Source organism: Eubacteriaceae bacterium ES3 (assembly GCA_030586155.1).
Lineage (GTDB): Bacteria > Bacillota > Clostridia > Eubacteriales > Eubacteriaceae > Acetobacterium.
In genome coordinates this window covers 1,081,699-1,099,573 of record CP130741.1, presented here as the reverse complement: position 1 = coordinate 1,099,573, position 17,875 = coordinate 1,081,699, and the positions used below count along the sequence as shown (strand labels likewise).

At 39.8% G+C, this 17,875-nt stretch carries 12 protein-coding genes and 1 CRISPR repeat array; of the genes, 3 read left to right on the top strand and 9 right to left on the bottom strand.

The window, feature by feature from the left end; translation table 11 throughout:
• Positions 1 to 3 precede the first annotated feature (3 nt).
• From Q5O24_04985 to Q5O24_04965, 5 genes are all read right to left on the bottom strand, one after another.
• Positions 4 to 1,014, bottom strand: coding sequence for an energy-coupling factor ABC transporter permease (locus Q5O24_04985; protein ID WKY48673.1), 1,011 nt, complete (start codon positions 1,012 to 1,014; stop codon positions 4 to 6).
• 164 nt (positions 1,015 to 1,178) lie between these two features.
• On the bottom strand, positions 1,179 to 2,690 hold the full coding sequence (locus tag Q5O24_04980; protein ID WKY48672.1) for a D-alanyl-D-alanine carboxypeptidase: 1,512 nt from the start codon (positions 2,688 to 2,690) through the stop codon (positions 1,179 to 1,181).
• Between the two features lie 22 nt (positions 2,691 to 2,712).
• A complete protein-coding gene (locus tag Q5O24_04975; protein ID WKY48671.1) occupies positions 2,713 to 5,667 on the bottom strand; it encodes an insulinase family protein in 2,955 nt (984 codons plus the stop codon).
• Between the two features lie 12 nt (positions 5,668 to 5,679).
• Positions 5,680 to 7,020, bottom strand: a complete 1,341-nt coding sequence (locus tag Q5O24_04970; GenBank protein WKY48670.1) for a replication-associated recombination protein A — start codon at positions 7,018 to 7,020, stop codon at positions 5,680 to 5,682.
• A 6-nt stretch (positions 7,021 to 7,026) separates the two neighbouring features.
• The gene (locus tag Q5O24_04965) at positions 7,027 to 9,048 is read right to left on the bottom strand and encodes an N-6 DNA methylase (GenBank protein WKY48669.1); all 2,022 of its coding nucleotides are present in this window, start codon (positions 9,046 to 9,048) and stop codon (positions 7,027 to 7,029) included.
• 302 nt (positions 9,049 to 9,350) lie between these two features.
• Between Q5O24_04965 and Q5O24_04960 the strand changes: the two genes are divergently transcribed.
• On the top strand, positions 9,351 to 9,656 hold the full coding sequence (locus Q5O24_04960; GenBank protein ID WKY48668.1) for a hypothetical protein: 306 nt from the start codon (positions 9,351 to 9,353) through the stop codon (positions 9,654 to 9,656).
• A gap of 124 nt (positions 9,657 to 9,780) precedes the next feature.
• Here the strand turns inward: Q5O24_04960 and Q5O24_04955 are convergent, their stop codons facing one another.
• Positions 9,781 to 11,514 carry an Ig domain-containing protein gene (locus tag Q5O24_04955; GenBank protein WKY48667.1) on the bottom strand — a complete coding sequence of 578 codons (1,734 nt, stop codon included), beginning with the start codon at positions 11,512 to 11,514 and terminating at the stop codon, positions 9,781 to 9,783.
• 597 nt (positions 11,515 to 12,111) lie between these two features.
• The gene (locus Q5O24_04950) at positions 12,112 to 12,543 is read right to left on the bottom strand and encodes a C-GCAxxG-C-C family protein (GenBank protein ID WKY48666.1); all 432 of its coding nucleotides are present in this window, start codon (positions 12,541 to 12,543) and stop codon (positions 12,112 to 12,114) included.
• 212 nt (positions 12,544 to 12,755) lie between these two features.
• Between Q5O24_04950 and Q5O24_04945 the strand changes: the two genes are divergently transcribed.
• Positions 12,756 to 14,072: an IS1380 family transposase gene (locus tag Q5O24_04945; GenBank protein WKY48665.1), complete on the top strand. Its 1,317-nt coding sequence runs from the start codon at positions 12,756 to 12,758 to the stop codon at positions 14,070 to 14,072.
• 229 nt (positions 14,073 to 14,301) lie between these two features.
• On the opposite strand, the gene Q5O24_04940 is transcribed toward Q5O24_04945, so the two are convergent.
• Together Q5O24_04940 and Q5O24_04935 are read right to left on the bottom strand one after the other, a co-directional pair.
• Positions 14,302 to 14,481: a hypothetical protein gene (locus tag Q5O24_04940; protein WKY48664.1), complete on the bottom strand. Its 180-nt coding sequence runs from the start codon at positions 14,479 to 14,481 to the stop codon at positions 14,302 to 14,304.
• A 3-nt stretch (positions 14,482 to 14,484) separates the two neighbouring features.
• Positions 14,485 to 14,712, bottom strand: a complete 228-nt coding sequence (locus tag Q5O24_04935; GenBank protein ID WKY48663.1) for a hypothetical protein — start codon at positions 14,710 to 14,712, stop codon at positions 14,485 to 14,487.
• Between the two features lie 5 nt (positions 14,713 to 14,717).
• A CRISPR array of direct repeats spans positions 14,718 to 17,160; the repeat unit is 31 nt; unit sequence CTTTACATTCCAATATGGTTCGATTATCAAT.
• Positions 17,161 to 17,314: 154 nt separating this feature from the next.
• On the opposite strand from Q5O24_04935, the gene Q5O24_04930 reads away from it, so the two are divergent.
• The gene (locus Q5O24_04930; GenBank protein ID WKY48662.1) at positions 17,315 to 17,851 is read left to right on the top strand and encodes a transposase; all 537 of its coding nucleotides are present in this window, start codon (positions 17,315 to 17,317) and stop codon (positions 17,849 to 17,851) included.
• Positions 17,852 to 17,875 lie beyond the last annotated feature (24 nt).

The window sequence follows — 17,875 nt, the reverse complement described above, 5'->3', positions numbered from 1 at the left end:
TGATTATGCTGTTTTTTCTTTTCTTTTTTTAACGAAATAGATCAGATATCCCGTTCCTGCTGCCAGAAAAAGGGTAATTGCGCCCCCAACAACACCTGATAAACTGGTTCCGACCGCTGAACCATCCTCGTCAGACTTTAAGCTGTAATCCGGTAAAAAAGCAGTGGATGACTGGACTGATTCAGCCGTTTCGTAAATATTCCCACTTGATTCAAGCTCTGCAGTTCCAGCTACATTTTCCATTGCCCACTCCAGCCCGTCAGGATTAGCAGAGGCAAATAGTGACACACCGGCACCAACGACTACCGCCGAAACCAGCAGAATGCCCATGACTTTTTTAAGCGATACACTATCACTCAGCTTCTGATTTGCAACCGAAGCCTCAATCAGTTCCGGACGCATATTATAGACAAACATTAGGATTCCTGCCGTTACCAGACCTTCCACCAGACCAATAGCCAGATGAATCGGCTGCATCATTACTACAAATGTGGAAAAAGGCAGTTCGGTCACACCTGATGCCAGGGTTTGAATAACAACTGAGAATGCACCTAATTGCAGTGCCAGGATTACTGATAAAACTGAGGCCAGGGTTAGTCGGCTTCTGGTAATGCCCTTTTTAACTAATGGTCTAAAGACCAGGGGATAAATTAAAAGGCAGGCGTAAAAGCCCATATTCCAAATATTAGCTCCCAAAGCCAGGAGTCCACCGTCCGCAAAAAACAGGGCTTGTATCAAAAGAACCGCTGACAGGGTTAAAAATGCCGGATAAGGTCCTAATAGCGCTGCGAGTAGAATTCCGCCTCCGATATGTCCACTGGAACCTGTTCCGGGAATCGTGAAGTTAATCATTTGACCGGCAAAAATAACGGCCCCCATTACTCCCATTAAAGGGATTTTCTTTTCGTCCAGATCATCTTTACATTTATAAGATGAATAAGCAATTGCACCGGCGCTGGCAGCTAACATAATCCCGCCGACCGCTGGTGAAACAAGAGCATCAGCCATGTGCATAACATTTCCTCCTTCAATAAAAAAAGCCAAGAAAATAAGAACATTGCTTCGGCAACGTTGATACCTTCATGGCATTTTTAGTCTTTATTAATATTACTTCTTAAGTATAACGATGAAAACGGTTTTCGTCAAGTGCATTTGTCTATTTTTTAACGTTTATATACTTATCTATTTTGGTTATTTCTATTTCTGCTATTTCCACTACTTGGCCTTTTCCTGACGGTCTGGTTTTTGCCACTTTGGGAAGAAGATCTTTGTCCCGAAGAATTCCTGCTGCTTGTCTTTCGCTGGGGCTTTTTATCTGTTGAACCCTTAATTTTAATCTTTTTATAGCGAATATTATTGGTCCGCATAAAATGAACATAAGCAATACGTAACAGCGCTGCGGCTAAAAGTATCAGGACAATAGTTACATACCAGTAGATTAAGGGATAATCGATGAAACTTCGCATGGCCACTTGGTTATTGGCATAAAGCGGTGCCGATTCAACGAGAGTATCACCATTATATACCTGCAGTTCACCAACCTGCTCATCCGCACCAATGTCTTCACTGATTGCTATTAATTCCTCACTTCCGGTTACCTTTGAATCATCCCAAACGATTTCTGTTGTATAGTTATCTGCTTCATCGGTTCTGACCAAAGTAATTAAAGGCTCACTGGTTTTAAGCGTCAAGGTTGAGCCATCAAAAATATGGTAATTTTCAACCTTTACTTCCGAATAAAAGTTTTTAATTTCTGTTTCCTGAGTCCAGGTGATAAAGTCGTAGTCCTTAATCACTGCATCAATCGTCTGATTTGCCTCACCATATAATAAATCAGCATCAGAATAAAGAATGACTCCGATCATTTTTTTCCCATTACCTTCAGCCTGAAAAACCAGACAATTACCGGCTTCTTCAGTCGTCCCGGTTTTTCCGCTGTTGGCGTAACCATTAAAATCAGGGTTATCACCAGAAATACCATATAAAGTCTGATAGTCCTCCGGAAACTCATCAAAGCTGGCATATAAAAGCATATTGGTATTATACCAGGTATGGGTGCTTTTGTTGGTTGTCACCTCATGCATCTTGGTTCTGGTAATCGAGGCAATGGTCTGATCATTAAATGCTGCCCGGGCAAGTTTTAACATATCCTCCGGTGTTGTATAATGATCGGAATCCTGCAGGCCATGGGGATTGGTAAAATGTGAGTTATTCATCCCCAAACTGGCTGCTTTCTGATTCATTGCTTCAATAAATGCATCATAAGACTCTGAATCAGTAGCTTCAGCGTTACCTGAAATCTTTCTGCCAACATTTATTGCAATAACATTGGAAGCATCATTGCCGGAAGGGAGTAAGAGTCCGTACATCAGATCACGCAAACTCATTACTTCTTCCGACGCCAGACCTGCAACGCTGCTGTCAGAGTCAATATCATATACCTCTTCACCAATGGTAATATTTTCATTCATATCACCATTTTCAACCGCTACTAAAGCCGTTAATAGTTTAGTGGTACTGGCCGGGTACATTTGTTTCCCCTCATTTTGCATAAAAACCATATCACCACTATTTAATTCGAATAAAACAACCCCTTCATCTGAACCATAAGCTGGTAAAGTCTGTGAAAAAACTGTTCCTGTCATCATCAGCATACTGAAAATAATCAGTATTGCTATCTTCTGCTTCATTTCCCCTCCTCGCGCCTACAGATTATTTAATCGAACGAACTTCCATAAATAAATCTGTTTCCTGTTTAATTACCTCTTCGCTGCCCAGCACACAAATGATATGCTTCTCTAAAATCTCTTCAATCATTGAAATAAATGCTTTCAGATCATCTAAACTGGTCCCCAGAATTTCATCCCGTTCCTTTTGCTGATCTTCCCAGCTTACATTTGAAAAGTAGAAATTATCTGCCACTTCGCCCTTAACGTATACGCTAATTGGAACATCCTTGTTACTGATGCTGCCAATAATATATTTTTCCAGTTCCCGCTGAGACAAATTAAGGTCCTTCAGGTAGCCGACGATTCCCTGATATGCGTCAAGGGTTTTGGAAAGCTTGGGATCACGATAAGACCCAAAATAGACTTCTCCGGTGCGTCCGACATTCATGAAAGCCCCATAAGCCCCACCCTGGACACGAACCTTGTTCCAGAGATAATCCATGGAGATAATCGATTTAAGCACCAGCATACTGCCGGAATAATCATAACCCAGCTTTTTAAAATTATATCCCTGGGTGACATATTGAATTTTGGCCGCCGTCATAAAGCCTTCATTGCGGATTTCTTGTTCCAGTTGGTAGTTGTTTTCACCAAATTTCTCTACCTTTAATTGTGTCATATAAGACTCAAGGGAGCTAAGCACCTGATCTTTTAAGGCTTGGGAACCGGTAATACTTATAATTGGTTTTTTATTTAAGAAAATCTTTTTCGAAACAGCGTTAAGTGTTTCACACAGTTTATCAAATTTTTCTGAGAAATTCAAATCCAAATCGGCAATAAAGCGGTAAAATTCAATTCCTCCGAATTCTTCAAACAATCGTGCGGTTTTAGAATAATAAGACTGCAGCCTCTGTACCCCTACCACATGACCCGCGGTTAAGAACTGTGTCTCTTTCTGACTTTTAATTTCTCGAACCAGGTCGCGAATAAGATTTTTTTCACTAAACAAAGTTCCGGTTAAAATCTCCTGAATCAGGTCTGCCATCTCTTTAATTTTATCTTTGACAGCCTTTCCTTTGACATAAACAAAACTCTGGTACTGGCCAGGCTCCTGATAATTATCGAAAGACTCAATCCCAAAGGATAACCCGCCGGTATTAATTTCAATTTCCTGATTTAACAGTCGATAATCTTTTTCTCTAGTACTTAGACTGCCTAAAAATTTACACATCAGGGAGAGCATCTTAAGTTCGTCCTGGTCAAGGTCGCTGTAATCAAAATACAGTTTTAAATAAGCGATGTCTCCTGTAAAGCCTTCGTGAAATAACAGTTTTGTATCAAGCGCTTCTAACACCGCAAGGGGGTAGGTTTTGGCCTCTTTACGAATCTCCGACAGAGAAAGCTTGGGAATTTTTTCCAGATCTTCCGGCGCATCCTCTTCGTTTTGTTTTTCGATTAGGGTATGGGTTTCAGCAACCAGATCTGTCAATGCTTGCGGACTTAAGCTATTTTTGAACTCGCTTAGATTTTCGGCAATAGACTGATCCACCTTTTCCTGATAATTTTTTTCGGGGGTGATACACACAAAAGACTGATGAGTATTTTCAAGCAGCATTTCTGTAATCATCTTTTCAAAATAGCCATTTTTCATTTCCGCTTTAATGGTTTCAAAAACAGGTTTATATTTTAAATAGTCCGTTGCTTCTTTTCCATAAAGCCATGTTTCCATCATATCAATGATAAAGACCAGCCCTTTAGGATAGGTTCCATATTCACCTTCAATATGAGAAAACTCGTGAATGTTAACCCCGGCTTCAACCGCCAGCGGATCTAAACCTTCAGTGACCAGTTTTTTAAGGACTGAATCAACGGTATCCAAAAAAACTGCCTGTTTCTCAGCATCTGTGTTCTTTAACACAATTGAAAAATAGGGTTGCTTAAGGGAATTGCTGTAATGATAGGAAATATCTTCGGCAATATCAAGTTCCAGCAGGGCTTCTTTAAGCGGTGAGCTGTTATTGTTTAAAAGGATATGAGCCAGGATTAAAAAGCCCAAGCCCTTTTCAAAACTCATGGTCTCACCCAAAACATAATTGAGTGCCATATAGGCTTTCTTTTCAGTTGATTCATCGCTGGCAATCCCATAAGATGCCGAAAGATTAGCGCGCTCGGTAAAAGCTTTTTGCGTTTCTATTGATGAATCAATTTCCTTTTTCTCAAAGTTGGACAGATAGGAATCATTCAGATAGGCTAAATGCTCACGCACATCCCCATCGCCATAGAGGTAAATATAACTGTTTGAAGGATGATAATATCGCCGATGAAAATCAATAAAGCCCTCGTAGGTCAGTTCTGGAATCACATCCGGATCGCCGCCTGACTCAAAACGGTAAGGGCTATCGGGATAGAGGGATTCAAAAATCTTATTCTGCAGAATCTCTTCCGGATTCGAAAAAGCCCCCTTCATTTCATTATAGACAACACCATTATAGTGAATGGCATCCTCTTCATTTTCAATATGATAATGCCAGCCTTCCTGGTAGAAGGTATATGGATTATCATAAATATTGGGATAAAAAACCGCATCCAGGTAAACATCCATCAGATTCATAAAGTCCGTCGCGTTGGTCGAGGCAACAGGATACATGGTTTTATCCGGATAGGTCATGGCGTTTAAGAAGGTATTCATGGAACCTTTAGCCAGTTCCACAAAAGGCTCTTTGACAGGATATTTTCTGGACCCGCAAAGCACTGAATGTTCAAGAATATGGGCAACTCCAGTGCTGTCAATGGAAGGGGTTTTAAAGGCAATGGAAAAGACCTTGTTGTCGTCTTCTGTTGATAAATACAGCAGTCTGGCTCCGGTTTTTTTATGCTCAAAGGTTCTGGCAAAACCGTCTGCCTCTTCGATCATTTCCTGCTTTGTGAGGACAAATCCAGCTACTTCTTCACCAATTTCAAAAAGTTTTGCCTGTTTATTTTTGTAATCTTCTTTCATGTTATGCTCCTTTCAATCCTGGTTCTTTTTTATTTCATCAATTCTTTCTAGATAAGCTTTCATCTTCTTTTCATGCCCCAGTTCACCTGGTGTATAAAATTTTGTATTTTTTAAATCATCAGGCAGATACTGCTGGGGGATATAGTGTCCCGGAAAACTGTGGGGATACAAATAATTAAGTCCCCGCCCCAAATCTTTGCTGCCTTTATAATGACTATCCTGCAAATGGGCCGGAACCCGGCTGTTGGAAGCTTGTCTCACCGCTTCCAAAGCATCATCGATCGCCATATAGGAAGCGTTGCTTTTGGGCGAACAGGCCAGAAAAACCACAGCCTGGGCCAGATTAATTCGCGCTTCCGGCATGCCAATAAAATCAACCGCCTGGGCTGCGGCCATGGCAACAGTCAGGGCCAGGGGTTCAGCATTTCCAATATCTTCAGAGGCGGAAATAACAATCCGCCGGGCGATGAATTTCGGATCTTCACCAGCTGCCAGCATTTTTGCCATCCAATAAAGGGCGGCATCGGGATCCGAGCCTCTGATACTTTTGATAAAAGCAGAAATGGTATCGTAATGATTATCGCCATCCTTATCATATTGAACGGCTTTTTTCTGAATACATTCCTGAGCGATTTCCAGGTCAAAATGGATTTCGCCATTTTCATTTTTATCGATGGTTAAAACGCCTAACTCCAAGGCATTTAAGGCCCGTCTGACATCCCCATTTGAGACCTCAGCCAGATAGGTGAGGGCCTCGGGATCGAGGCTTATTTTCATCATACCGTAACCCCGGTCGCGATCGGCAATAGAAGTTTTTATCACATCGATTAGATTGTCACTGGTCAGACCTTTAAATTCAAAAATCGTCGACCGGGACAAAAGCGGTGAGTTAATTTCAAAGTAAGGGTTTTCTGTGGTTGCGCCGATTAAGGTCACCAGGCCCTTTTCTACACTGGGCAGAAGGGCATCCTGCTGGGCCTTATTAAAACGGTGGATCTCGTCAATAAAGAGAATCGACTTCTGATTATAAACCCCTAAATTGGTTTTTGCCATTTCAAGTACTTCTGTGATTTCTTTTTTTCCCGAAGTTACCGCATTGAGTTCATAAAACTTTGAATGGGTATGGTTGGCAATAATCTTTGCGAGTGAGGTTTTTCCCGTTCCTGGCGGACCGTAAAATACAACCGAGGTCAGGCGGTCGGCCATAATTAACCGATACAAAAGTTTTCCTTTTCCGATGATATGGTCCTGACCCACGAATTCATCAAGGGTTCGAGGCCGCATCCGAACAGCAAGAGGCGCCTGATCAGATATTTTTTCGTCATAGTTCAAGTCAAAAAAGCTTTTCTGCAAAATACCTTACCTCCTTATGATTTCGCCAATTTCCTGTTCGGATAAATCGAAATACTGATACAGCCATTCATCCAGAACACTGTTTTTACTTGTGTCCAAATGCTCAGAGTGATATCTTTTCATCATAGCATTTTTTTCTTTAATTTGAATTATTTCTTCCCGGTTAAAATCAGGTAATTGCAGCATTAAGACCGTATTCGGATAATATTCATAAAGGTCATGACCAAGCTTCTTGGCAAATGATTTAAAATAATAATTATAGACTCTGCTATTTAAAACAGCCGTTAAAGTATCTTCCGTGAAATGTCTTTGCAATAATGGTCTCAATTGCATGCCATAGATGTCAGCACTGAAATAGGCGCCGTTCTCATCCACCACAAAGCGGTTTTCACTCGCTTTATAGGGAAAAATAATCTTTCGACTCTCGAAGTTTTCCGGTTCACGCCCCCACTGCAGACCATACCAGGGTCGTCTTCCCAGCCGACATTCCCGGCGGTTTGAAAGTTTTTCCTTGAAATCGCTCAAATAATCAGTCAGTTGGGGTTCGGTTTCAAGATTTTCTAACTGTTTCGTATAAATCAGCACCTTTTGAGCCGCTTCTATCTGCCCGGCCTTAAGGTTTTTACTTTTTAACCAGGGCTTTTTAAGCTTTTCATCTCTCAGTTTAAAGGGAATATTATCTTTTTCAAAAACGAAGGCCTTGTCACAGCCGGTAATAATTCCCTGAAAACACTCTGCTATATCATTCAGGACCAGATCAGACCGGTTTTCAATTTTTTTAATGATGGCCTCTCTAATCGGCTGATACAATCGCCAGCAATGGTCGGACAGATTGTTCTGGCTGACCGAAAAAGTTTCAACCATCGATGAATCTTTATTAATGAGCTCCCCCACCAGTCCATAAATATGTCTGCTGTCTTTGGGGACTGTAAAGCGTTTAACCGCAATTGAATGGTCAGCCGCTATCAGGCTTTTTTTCTTTAGCACCAGAATTGCCGGATCAACTCCCACTCCCTTAATGACACGGTTTCCATTAAAATCAATCAGTTCTAAAATTTCAAAATGCCTGGCAATAAAGTTTCGGATATTTTTGCCATTGAGAGCTTCCATAAAATATCGTGAAGTGATATAAACAATCAGACCATTTTCTTTAAGCAACTCCCAACTGCGATATACAAAACAATATGAAAGATCGCTTTTATCCGAATAAACCTGGGCATACTGTTTCTTAAGCTGCTTCATATAGTCACTGCTAATCTGCTTATGGCCCACATAAGGCGGGTTGGCAATGATCAGATCAAAGGAAAGCTCATAAGGGCCCTGATCGATCAAAAAATCTTTACATACGATGCCCGCAGGTTCAATAAAAGACTCCCCTTTTAAAATGAGGATCAGTTTTGTCACCAGACAGGCCACTGGGTCCTGATCACTGCCGTAAAGAACCTCCATCAGCAGGGTTCGGTGAATCTGTGCCCGATCCATCTGGGTCTCTCGTAAAAGCTTAGCAGATAAATAATCGTATAGGGCACTTAAAAGCGCTCCACTGCCGCAGGCCGGATCCAGAACTTTTATTTTTTCGCGTTTGATGATATCTTGATAAGAAGCCATAAACTCGGCAATATCCCGGGGTGTATAAAAAACACCATGCTGCTTTCGATATCGCTTCATTAATACTTTTTCATGGATATAACCAATTATATCGGGATTTATCCCCCTAAACAAGGGTAATTCTTCAATAAATGAGGCAATCCACCGCCAAAGCGGTTCATCAATTTCTATTGGCGTTTCCGGAAAAAATTCTCGTTCACTTGTATTGTTGTCCCAAATTTCCAGAAAACCATCAAAAGTGAAATCCTTTCTGATTGCCAACTGATGTTTTGGAAAATCAATCAAATCATTATTGACCAGATATTTTAGAACTAAACATTTCAACAGAAAAAAAAGCGACTTCTGATCATCTTCTTCCAGCTGCAGTTTATCAAAAATTTTAAATTTTACTTCGATTTCTCGAATTACTTTTTTTTCCATATAAATATTCCTACTGTCTTTTATCGCTATTGCCCACTTTTTCTTTTAGACATAAAAAAAAGGCCTGCAAGCTATTTTAATAACTTTCTTCCTTCTCCCACCAATTGATCAAAACCGATTTATAATAATCAGCTGCGTGTTTTGTTTGTTAAGGCAAATTATACCACATCGTTTCTTAAATTAAAAGAAATTGCTGGTCGTTATCAACGGAATTTTGACCCTTTTAGCTTGCAAGCTGACCGCTCTTCCCCTATAATTTAATTATAAGCAACGCTTAAATTCTCAAAAGAAGGAGCATTACTATGGCCGATAACAAATACAATAGCGAAGAAATCCCTGAAGATAAAATTATTCCAATTGAAAATCTTCTGACCGATGAATTTCTGAAAGAAAAAACATCTTTCGCCGATTATGACAGCTTCATCGAGGAAACCGGCTTAACCTTTGAGTCACAGGAAGCTTTTGATGCCATTGACCAGAATAAGCTCAACAAGATCATCGCCTCAAAATCCGAATTCCACAGCCTGCAGGATATGCTTGACGCTGCCTGGGAAGTTTACATCAGCTGGGAAATGAATGAACGATTAGGAAGTATGATGGGTCATTAAGGCACTAAGGACTTTAAAATAAGCATAATCAATGAAAAAGACGGCTGTGAAAGCCGTCTTTTTTGATACTAACTATTTGAGTCCAGTTACTTATAGCCTTTGGTGACTAATTCAATTTTAAATGCTATTCAGTGGCCGAATCCATGGCAATGGTATACTCTGCTGTCGAACCATCCAGAGCAGTCACTTGAATTACCATCTCGGCTGTCACATCTGTATTTTCCTGGTCTGCGACAACCGCCCCACCTGCTCCTTTTAGAATCTCAGCATTTGCATACAAAGATACTGTTAATCCGGCTTTTAAGTCACTGACCTTTGTCCCTTCCGGAACACCAACCAGATTGCCGTTATATAATGAGCCGACACTTGTATCCGAGATGACTTTTACATTACTCGGAACAAAATAATCTGTAACGGTTAACGCTAAAAGCTCACTCTGGTAGTCACCAAGTCCATCAATCCAGCCGATGTAGTATGTACCTGAAGGTATATTTTCTTCATGGGATAAGGTCAATATTCCATTGTTAAAACTGGCACTGATCCCTGAAGCCACTCGTCCTCCTCTACTATCTGAATAGACATACCAAAGTCCGCCAGTATGGGAAGATATAATATTAAAATCCACACTCGATTGTCTTATAGCTGTTTTTGCGATACTGATGGCACCGGCAACTGGCGTTGTTGAAATACCATGGGTATCGCTGAGCTGAACAGTAAGCGGTTCCGCATCAACACCACTGGCCAAAACACCACCGTTTAATTGGATTGTTATTGTACCCGCAGAATATTCATTTCCACTATGCGGTGAAAAGCCAAAATACAATGTTCCATGGTCCCATCCACTACTACTATTATACATACCGGTTGTCCCGGTATCGATTACCCAATCTCTGACTTCAAGGGATTCTGATAAAAAGCTATCCCCGGTTAATCTCACAATCACATTCGGAAAATAAGTCTTAGAAGTTATCAGTATAGCCGAGGTGCCAGCTTTAACCGTCACCGCTACCGTCGCTGTCCTGCCGCTGTTAGAAGCCGCAGTTGCAGTAATCGTAGCTGTTCCAGCCTCTACTGGTGTGACAGTCCCGTTATTGACGGTAACAATATCGCTATTGCTGGTTGTCCATATAATATCTTTGTTGCTTGCATCTGAGGGCGATACCGTTGCCGTGATAGTATCAGTTTCTCCACCGGCAATCAGCGTCACGGACTCTTTATCAAGGGTTATCCCCGTAACCGCGACTGGTGTCGATGTCTCATCTTCACCCTCATCACCGTTTTCCGAATCTTCTGCTTTGACAATTCTTATCTGGAGTTCTTCAAGTCTTAAGCCCGAACCGGTTGTTCCCAGTTCCTGGCCGTTTTTAACCCAGCCCCATGTTCCATCGTCTTCCGTCGGCATATTGCCTTCATTTTGAACGTGGCCGCGATAATATACATCATATCCGTCTAAGTCTTCCAGCCAGATCTTAATCGACTCTACCCGCAGTCCTTTACCGCTAGTTCCGGCAAAATCACCATCACTCACTGCTTTCATCCAGCCTTGATCCTGGACATGCACCTGATAGTTAATGCTTGCGCTTTCAGGAACATCGCCAGTCAGCTCGATCCAAACGCCTTCAATTCGAAGTCCCTGACCACTGCTACCAAGGGTTTCCGGTCCAGAAACTGAGGCTATATCACCATAGTTTTCAATATGGCCGCCGTAGCTAACACCAATTTCTGATTCAGTACCGATATTAATCGAAGAGTCCTCGCTTTCCTTGGCAAAAGCACCCAACGGGAATATCAGCGGTATTAGCACTAAAATGGCTAATGCCACCACCGATCTACTAGTCGAAATCTTCTTTCTTCTCATCCCTAAATCCTTTCTGTTCCCGAATTTCAAATCCTCTGAGCGCAGCAATTTCCAACTCAAACATCTTGCCTGATTGTATTAAATTCCAGCAACAATTTTAACTCTGCCGTTTTTCAACTTTTGAATCCCACATTCTTTCAGTTTTATACACTAAAGCTGGACTCAACTGCCTCTTTTTAATCGTCAAAAATACCAGACCGGCTTTTTCACAGCTATTTTGCAAACGGACAACAGCTACAACTCATTAACTGTAGAAATATAGTATACGCTTTCATGAATAATATTTCAATGTAATATCGACAACAAAATAATTATCACTAATAAAGGAAAACCTCGTCAGTCTGATTGCAATGGCCTTCAGAGAATGCTTGACGCTGCCTGGTAAAATTGCATCAGCTGGGAAATGAATGAATGATTAGACCTTATGTTGGTCATTAAAAGACGCAACTGACTTTATTAATTTGCCTAGAAAGAGATAAAGACGTCTTTAAAAGCCGTTTTATTTGTTAGCAGAAGACGAACTCCCAAACAGATAGAAAAGGCCTTATTCCCAATTTATTGTCTGTGACAGTCCATAACCGTTAAAATGTTAATCGCTTAGATCATTTCTTCCAGAATAACCACCGCATCAGCAATGACTTTTGGACAGATTTTTTTAAAGAGTCCTTTTTCTCGGGCCTCTTTTCGGGCATTTGTCTGGCTCAAATCAGTATCTAGCAGTCCATTGCAGATGATAGAACCATTGATTGCCTTAAACTTCCGGCAAAAGTCATTAACTACATCATAAGTATTTTCCTTGGCCTCATTATCTTCTTTTTCACTTTGCCCATATTTTAGACCCAGTACCATGACAGCACTGCTTACAGCTCCACACAACTCCCCCTGGCACAAACCACCACCAAAGCCACTTGTCATTTTTAATGCCGCTTCCCTTTTTAAGTCAAATTCATCACAAAAGACCGATAAAATCGCCTGCGCGCAATTAAACCCCTGACTAAAAAGCTCTAAAGCCTGCTCAGATTTATTCATTATATTCCTCCTCTAAAAAAGATATTAGCATTTATAACCCTGAATTATTCATCCAGATACAATTAACGGCACATTGTGCCGCATAGATACAGTGTTTTTGATTATTTTTGCTTTTCACTAAATAAGTGAAGCTAAGACAATAGAAAAAGAGCTCCAACTTTGTTAAAATTTAAGTGACCAAACCAAAACCAAACAAAGGAGAAACTCTTCATATGTCTAGTTTAGATGCACTTCAGTTAGAAAGCAATAAAAAAATCAAAATAAATTTCGATGGCGGTGATTTATCCTCTGATTCCGGACTGATTCTGATCAAAGAATTTGCTCATAAATTCAGTTTCCATAAACATGTCAGCAACTTCAAAACTGATGAGAAGACCAGTCGTCAGCATAAGGATGATCAAAACCTGTGCCAAATGGTATATCAGATCATTGCTGGTTACTTTGAAGATGACGATGCTGATGAATTGACAAATGAACCTGTCTTTACAAACATTCTGGGTAAAAAAGCACTGGCTTCTCAACCGACTCTGTCAAGATTCTGGAACCGGATGGATGATAAAACGCTGCCAAAATTTGATGCCATCATTAAAGCAATGCGGACATCTGCTTATAAAATAAAACGTCCAAAACAGGTATTGCTGGATTTGGACTCCACCCTATTGAATACCTATGGAAAACAGGAAGGTGAAGGTTTCAACTATCATTACAGGGTACATGGTTATCATCCATTACTTTGTTACGACGGATTAACCGGTGATCTGCTGAAAGCAGATCTCCGTGATGGAACGGACTACAGTTCCACTGGGGTTGTTGATTTTATGCAACCTCTACTTGATGAATATTTCACGGAGTATCCCGACATAGAGCTGTATTTACGTGGTGACAGCGGGTTTGCAACGCCTGATTTGTACAAGCAATGCGAAACCAATGGTGTGTCTTATGCGATCCGTTTAAAAGCGAACAGTGTTTTAAATGACAAAGCGAAACATCTTGATCATGAAATATTTGAAGCGATGAAAGAAGATATGTCCCAGTATATTGTCCGCTATGATGAGTTTTATTACAAAGCAGGCAAGTGGGAGTACCCGCGCAGGGTAGTTGTTAAAGTGGAGAAACCTTGCAATCAGTTCACCATTCAGCATTCCTTCATTGTAACCAATATGGACTTGAAACCTGAAGAAATCCTAAGATACTATCGTAACCGAGGCACTATGGAGAATTTCATCAAAGAAAGCAAGTCCGGATTTGGCTTCGCTTCTACCGGAAGTAAATCCAAAGTAGTCAATGCCAACCGACTGCAACTGCATGTGTTGGCTTATAATCTGTTTAATTGTTTCAGACGATTGGTTCTGCCGAAGAGCATGAAAAAGATGCAGATCGATACCATTCGTTTAAAGCTGCTAAAAATTGCTTCGAAAATCGTAAAAGCAGCAAGCTATATTTATTTCAAGCTATGTAGCAGTTGTCCCTACAAAGATGAATTTTATAAAACTTTAGAAAATATCAGACAACTTCCGCAGCTGGAATAACAGTAACTGATGATCTTTGGCAACTTAAAATCTTGAAAATAACATCTACGGGATTCGTCTACCCTTTTTGGGTTGAAATTCAACCGTCTGTGTATTTAATCCTTGAAAAAGATGTTGTTTCTCGATTTTAAGATTGCTCATTGCTGGATGAATAATTCAGGATAACTTATATTATTTAAATTATTGTATGTATATTATATTTTAATTTCCTTACAAATCAAGACTTTTCCTAGGACCCCAGCACCTTCTTAACATGCTCAAAATTTTGAGACCGCTTGTCATCCCGCAAATTCTCCCCATCAAAGACCAGCGGCGTACACTTTTCCAAAATCCTTTCATACAGGCGGCTCAGTGCCAGCGATGAAGGATTTTCCAGTTGTTCCAGTGTCAGATTGGTGATAATAATCATTGGTTATTTACTTTTGTAGCGCTCATCTATGACATTAAACATATTCTCCAGCATATAGTCGCTTTTTCGCTCTACGCCCAGATCATCAATGTTCAAAAGATCGTATCGATTCAGGGCTGCAAGAAAGGTGTTTTTATCCTGCTCTGAATATAATTGCTGGCTGAGCCTGGTGAAGCTTGTCATCAGAACTGGAATCCCTTTATCAATCAGAGCATTGGCAATACAGGCCAAGAATGATTTGCATTCAAATATGGCATGACTTCAATAAGGTGGATGGCTGATATGGGGAGAGGTAGATTAACATTTACATTCCAATATGGTTCGATTATCAATTCCACCCTGGCTATTGATCGCCGGTTTAAGAATAAGGACTTTACATTCCAATATGGTTCGATTATCAATCAAGCATATATTTATCTCCTGACTTTAAAACAATATACTTTACATTCCAATATGGTTCGATTATCAATGAAGATATAAGAAATCAGGCAGATGAAACATTGGGACTTTACATTCCAATATGGTTCGATTATCAATTAGCTTGTTTTTCTGATTATAGTTATGGCTCTACATACTTTACATTCCAATATGGTTCGATTATCAATAACAATTGATGAATCACGGCGAATTGAGGCCCTTAAACTTTACATTCCAATATGGTTCAATTATCAATACTGTTAAACCCCTAATTAAAAAGCCTACCTATCAAACTTTACATTCCAATATGGTTCGATTATCAATTCATATCCCCGTTTGCCAGTACCTGGCATTGTGTTGACTTTACATTCCAATATGGTTCGATTATCAATCTCATTATGAATATACTGATGATTCTTTTCTGTTAACTTTACATTCCAATATGGTTCGATTATCAATTACGTGAACACTTTAATACACCTATGGTTATAACGTGCTTTACATTCCAATATGGTTCGATTATCAATCCTGAACGCCATCCAATTGCAATGATCTTACAGCGTCTTTACATTCCAATATGGTTCGATTATCAATTTATCTTATCATGTAATCCAGTAGGGCGTGAGAATCTTTACATTCCAATATGGTTCGATTATCAATCTGAATGATTCAGCTGTTTTTGGATCAGTAACAAGTCTTTACATTCCAATATGGTTCGATTATCAATTACTTCCTGTGGCGGTCACATAAACCAGATCTTCAATCTTTACATTCCAATATGGTTCGATTATCAATATCGTTCGTTTCGATCCATACATCATCTTCCTACAACTTTACATTCCAATATGGTTCGATTATCAATATATTAAAGAGAGGGGAAATAATATGACTTATTCTACTTTACATTCCAATATGGTTCGATTATCAATCAGTATTTACGGATGCATCAGAATATGTATCTGTTATCTTTACATTCCAATATGGTTCGATTATCAATATTATTAGTTTTAGACTTATACCATTCTATAAAAAACTTTACATTCCAATATGGTTCGATTATCAATGAAAGTTTGAACGTAAGCACTCCATTCTTTATCGAACTTTACATTCCAATATGGTTCGATTATCAATTGCGGTTAGATATTTCTGCTTCACAGTAATGAGAGGCTTTACATTCCAATATGGTTCGATTATCAATGCTTGAAACCTATGCAAACATGGGTTTTTCGCACAACTTTACATTCCAATATGGTTCGATTATCAATTGAAAGCCGAGGAATGCGATGAAAGGTTATGATTTACTTTACATTCCAATATGGTTCGATTATCAATTATGATGGCCTAGGAAATACTGTCGATGTTAATACCTTTACATTCCAATATGGTTCGATTATCAATGGATGATCTACCCAACCTAGCACCACCACTGATAGACTTTACATTCCAATATGGTTCGATTATCAATCAATGATTTAATTCTTCACGATTATTAACTACTTCCTTTACATTCCAATATGGTTCGATTATCAATGGCAATAATCATGGCCACTGCTCCATCAATTTTCCTTTACATTCCAATATGGTTCGATTATCAATGCAACCATCTGGAATCAGCTGGCCAACATGCTGGACTTTACATTCCAATATGGTTCGATTATCAATTCGCTTGGTGCTGCTGATATTGATACCGAATCAAACTTTACATTCCAATATGGTTCGATTATCAATAAGAAGTCGTTCTATTTGTTCAAGTACCGGATCAGGCTTTACATTCCAATATGGTTCGATTATCAATCGTATTAGATAAATCAAGGCCGCCAACTCCGTAGCGCTTTACATTCCAATATGGTTCGATTATCAATTTAACTCCCAGTATTCAGAGATTGGATCGTAATCATCTTTACATTCCAATATGGTTCGATTATCAATAATTCCGAGTGGTTTCCCAGTTCCATATAATCGTTCTTTACATTCCAATATGGTTCGATTATCAATTGGCCTGGTCCATGTTTATACCTCTTTAATAAATATCTTTACATTCCAATATGGTTCGATTATCAATTCAAGTTTTGGGTCAATAATAGATGAGCTTGTTGGCTTTACATTCCAATATGGTTCGATTATCAATGATAGAAGAATCCATTTTTCTATTCATGAAGATAAACTTTACATTCCAATATGGTTCGATTATCAATGGATTCCACCGTTTCCTTGAAGGGCTTCCTTTTTCCCTTTACATTCCAATATGGTTCGATTATCAATGGCAGACGACCGACAGAACACATACCGGATAGTTGTTAATTAGCAAATTATAAATGTCAAAAGAGCCCTGAACTAATCAAATTATTCCGGCAAACCTGGCTTTTCAATTATGGTATAATGATTAATCATTAGTCACTTTAAGGAAGCACAAACCATGGTTCATCTGGAACACTTTTCTGACCACCCGCTGGATTATATCACCGAATTCTACACCACTGAAAGAGTTCGTATTGACAGCTGTCCACATTGTTACACCCGCCATCGACTTCATCTTCATGGTATCTATCACCGGCATGTGATCTGGTATGAGGATGTCTTCTCCATTCCGGTCCAACGTCATTACTGTATTCATTGCGGTAAGACAGTCAGTGTCCTGCCTTCTTTCTGTCATCCAGGATTTCAGCTGGCGCTTCCATTTCTGCTGGAACTGCTTTGGGCCTTCTTTAACGGGGCTCATTATGCCAATACTTTAGCGCATCAGCATCGTCGCTTTATCACCCGGCGTTTTTTACTTTGTCTGAACCGGCTGATTGAATTTTTTCGCATCTGCCATGATCCTTTAATCGACTTTCCTGATTTTTGGCATAAAAAAGCCATAAAGCTTCTTGAAATGGTCTACTCGGTGGGCAAGCCCCCCATCTTCGGCAAAAGATATCACGATCATTTTAAGAAAGGATTTATGGCACATTAATTGTACCATCCTTCCGCATTTTTT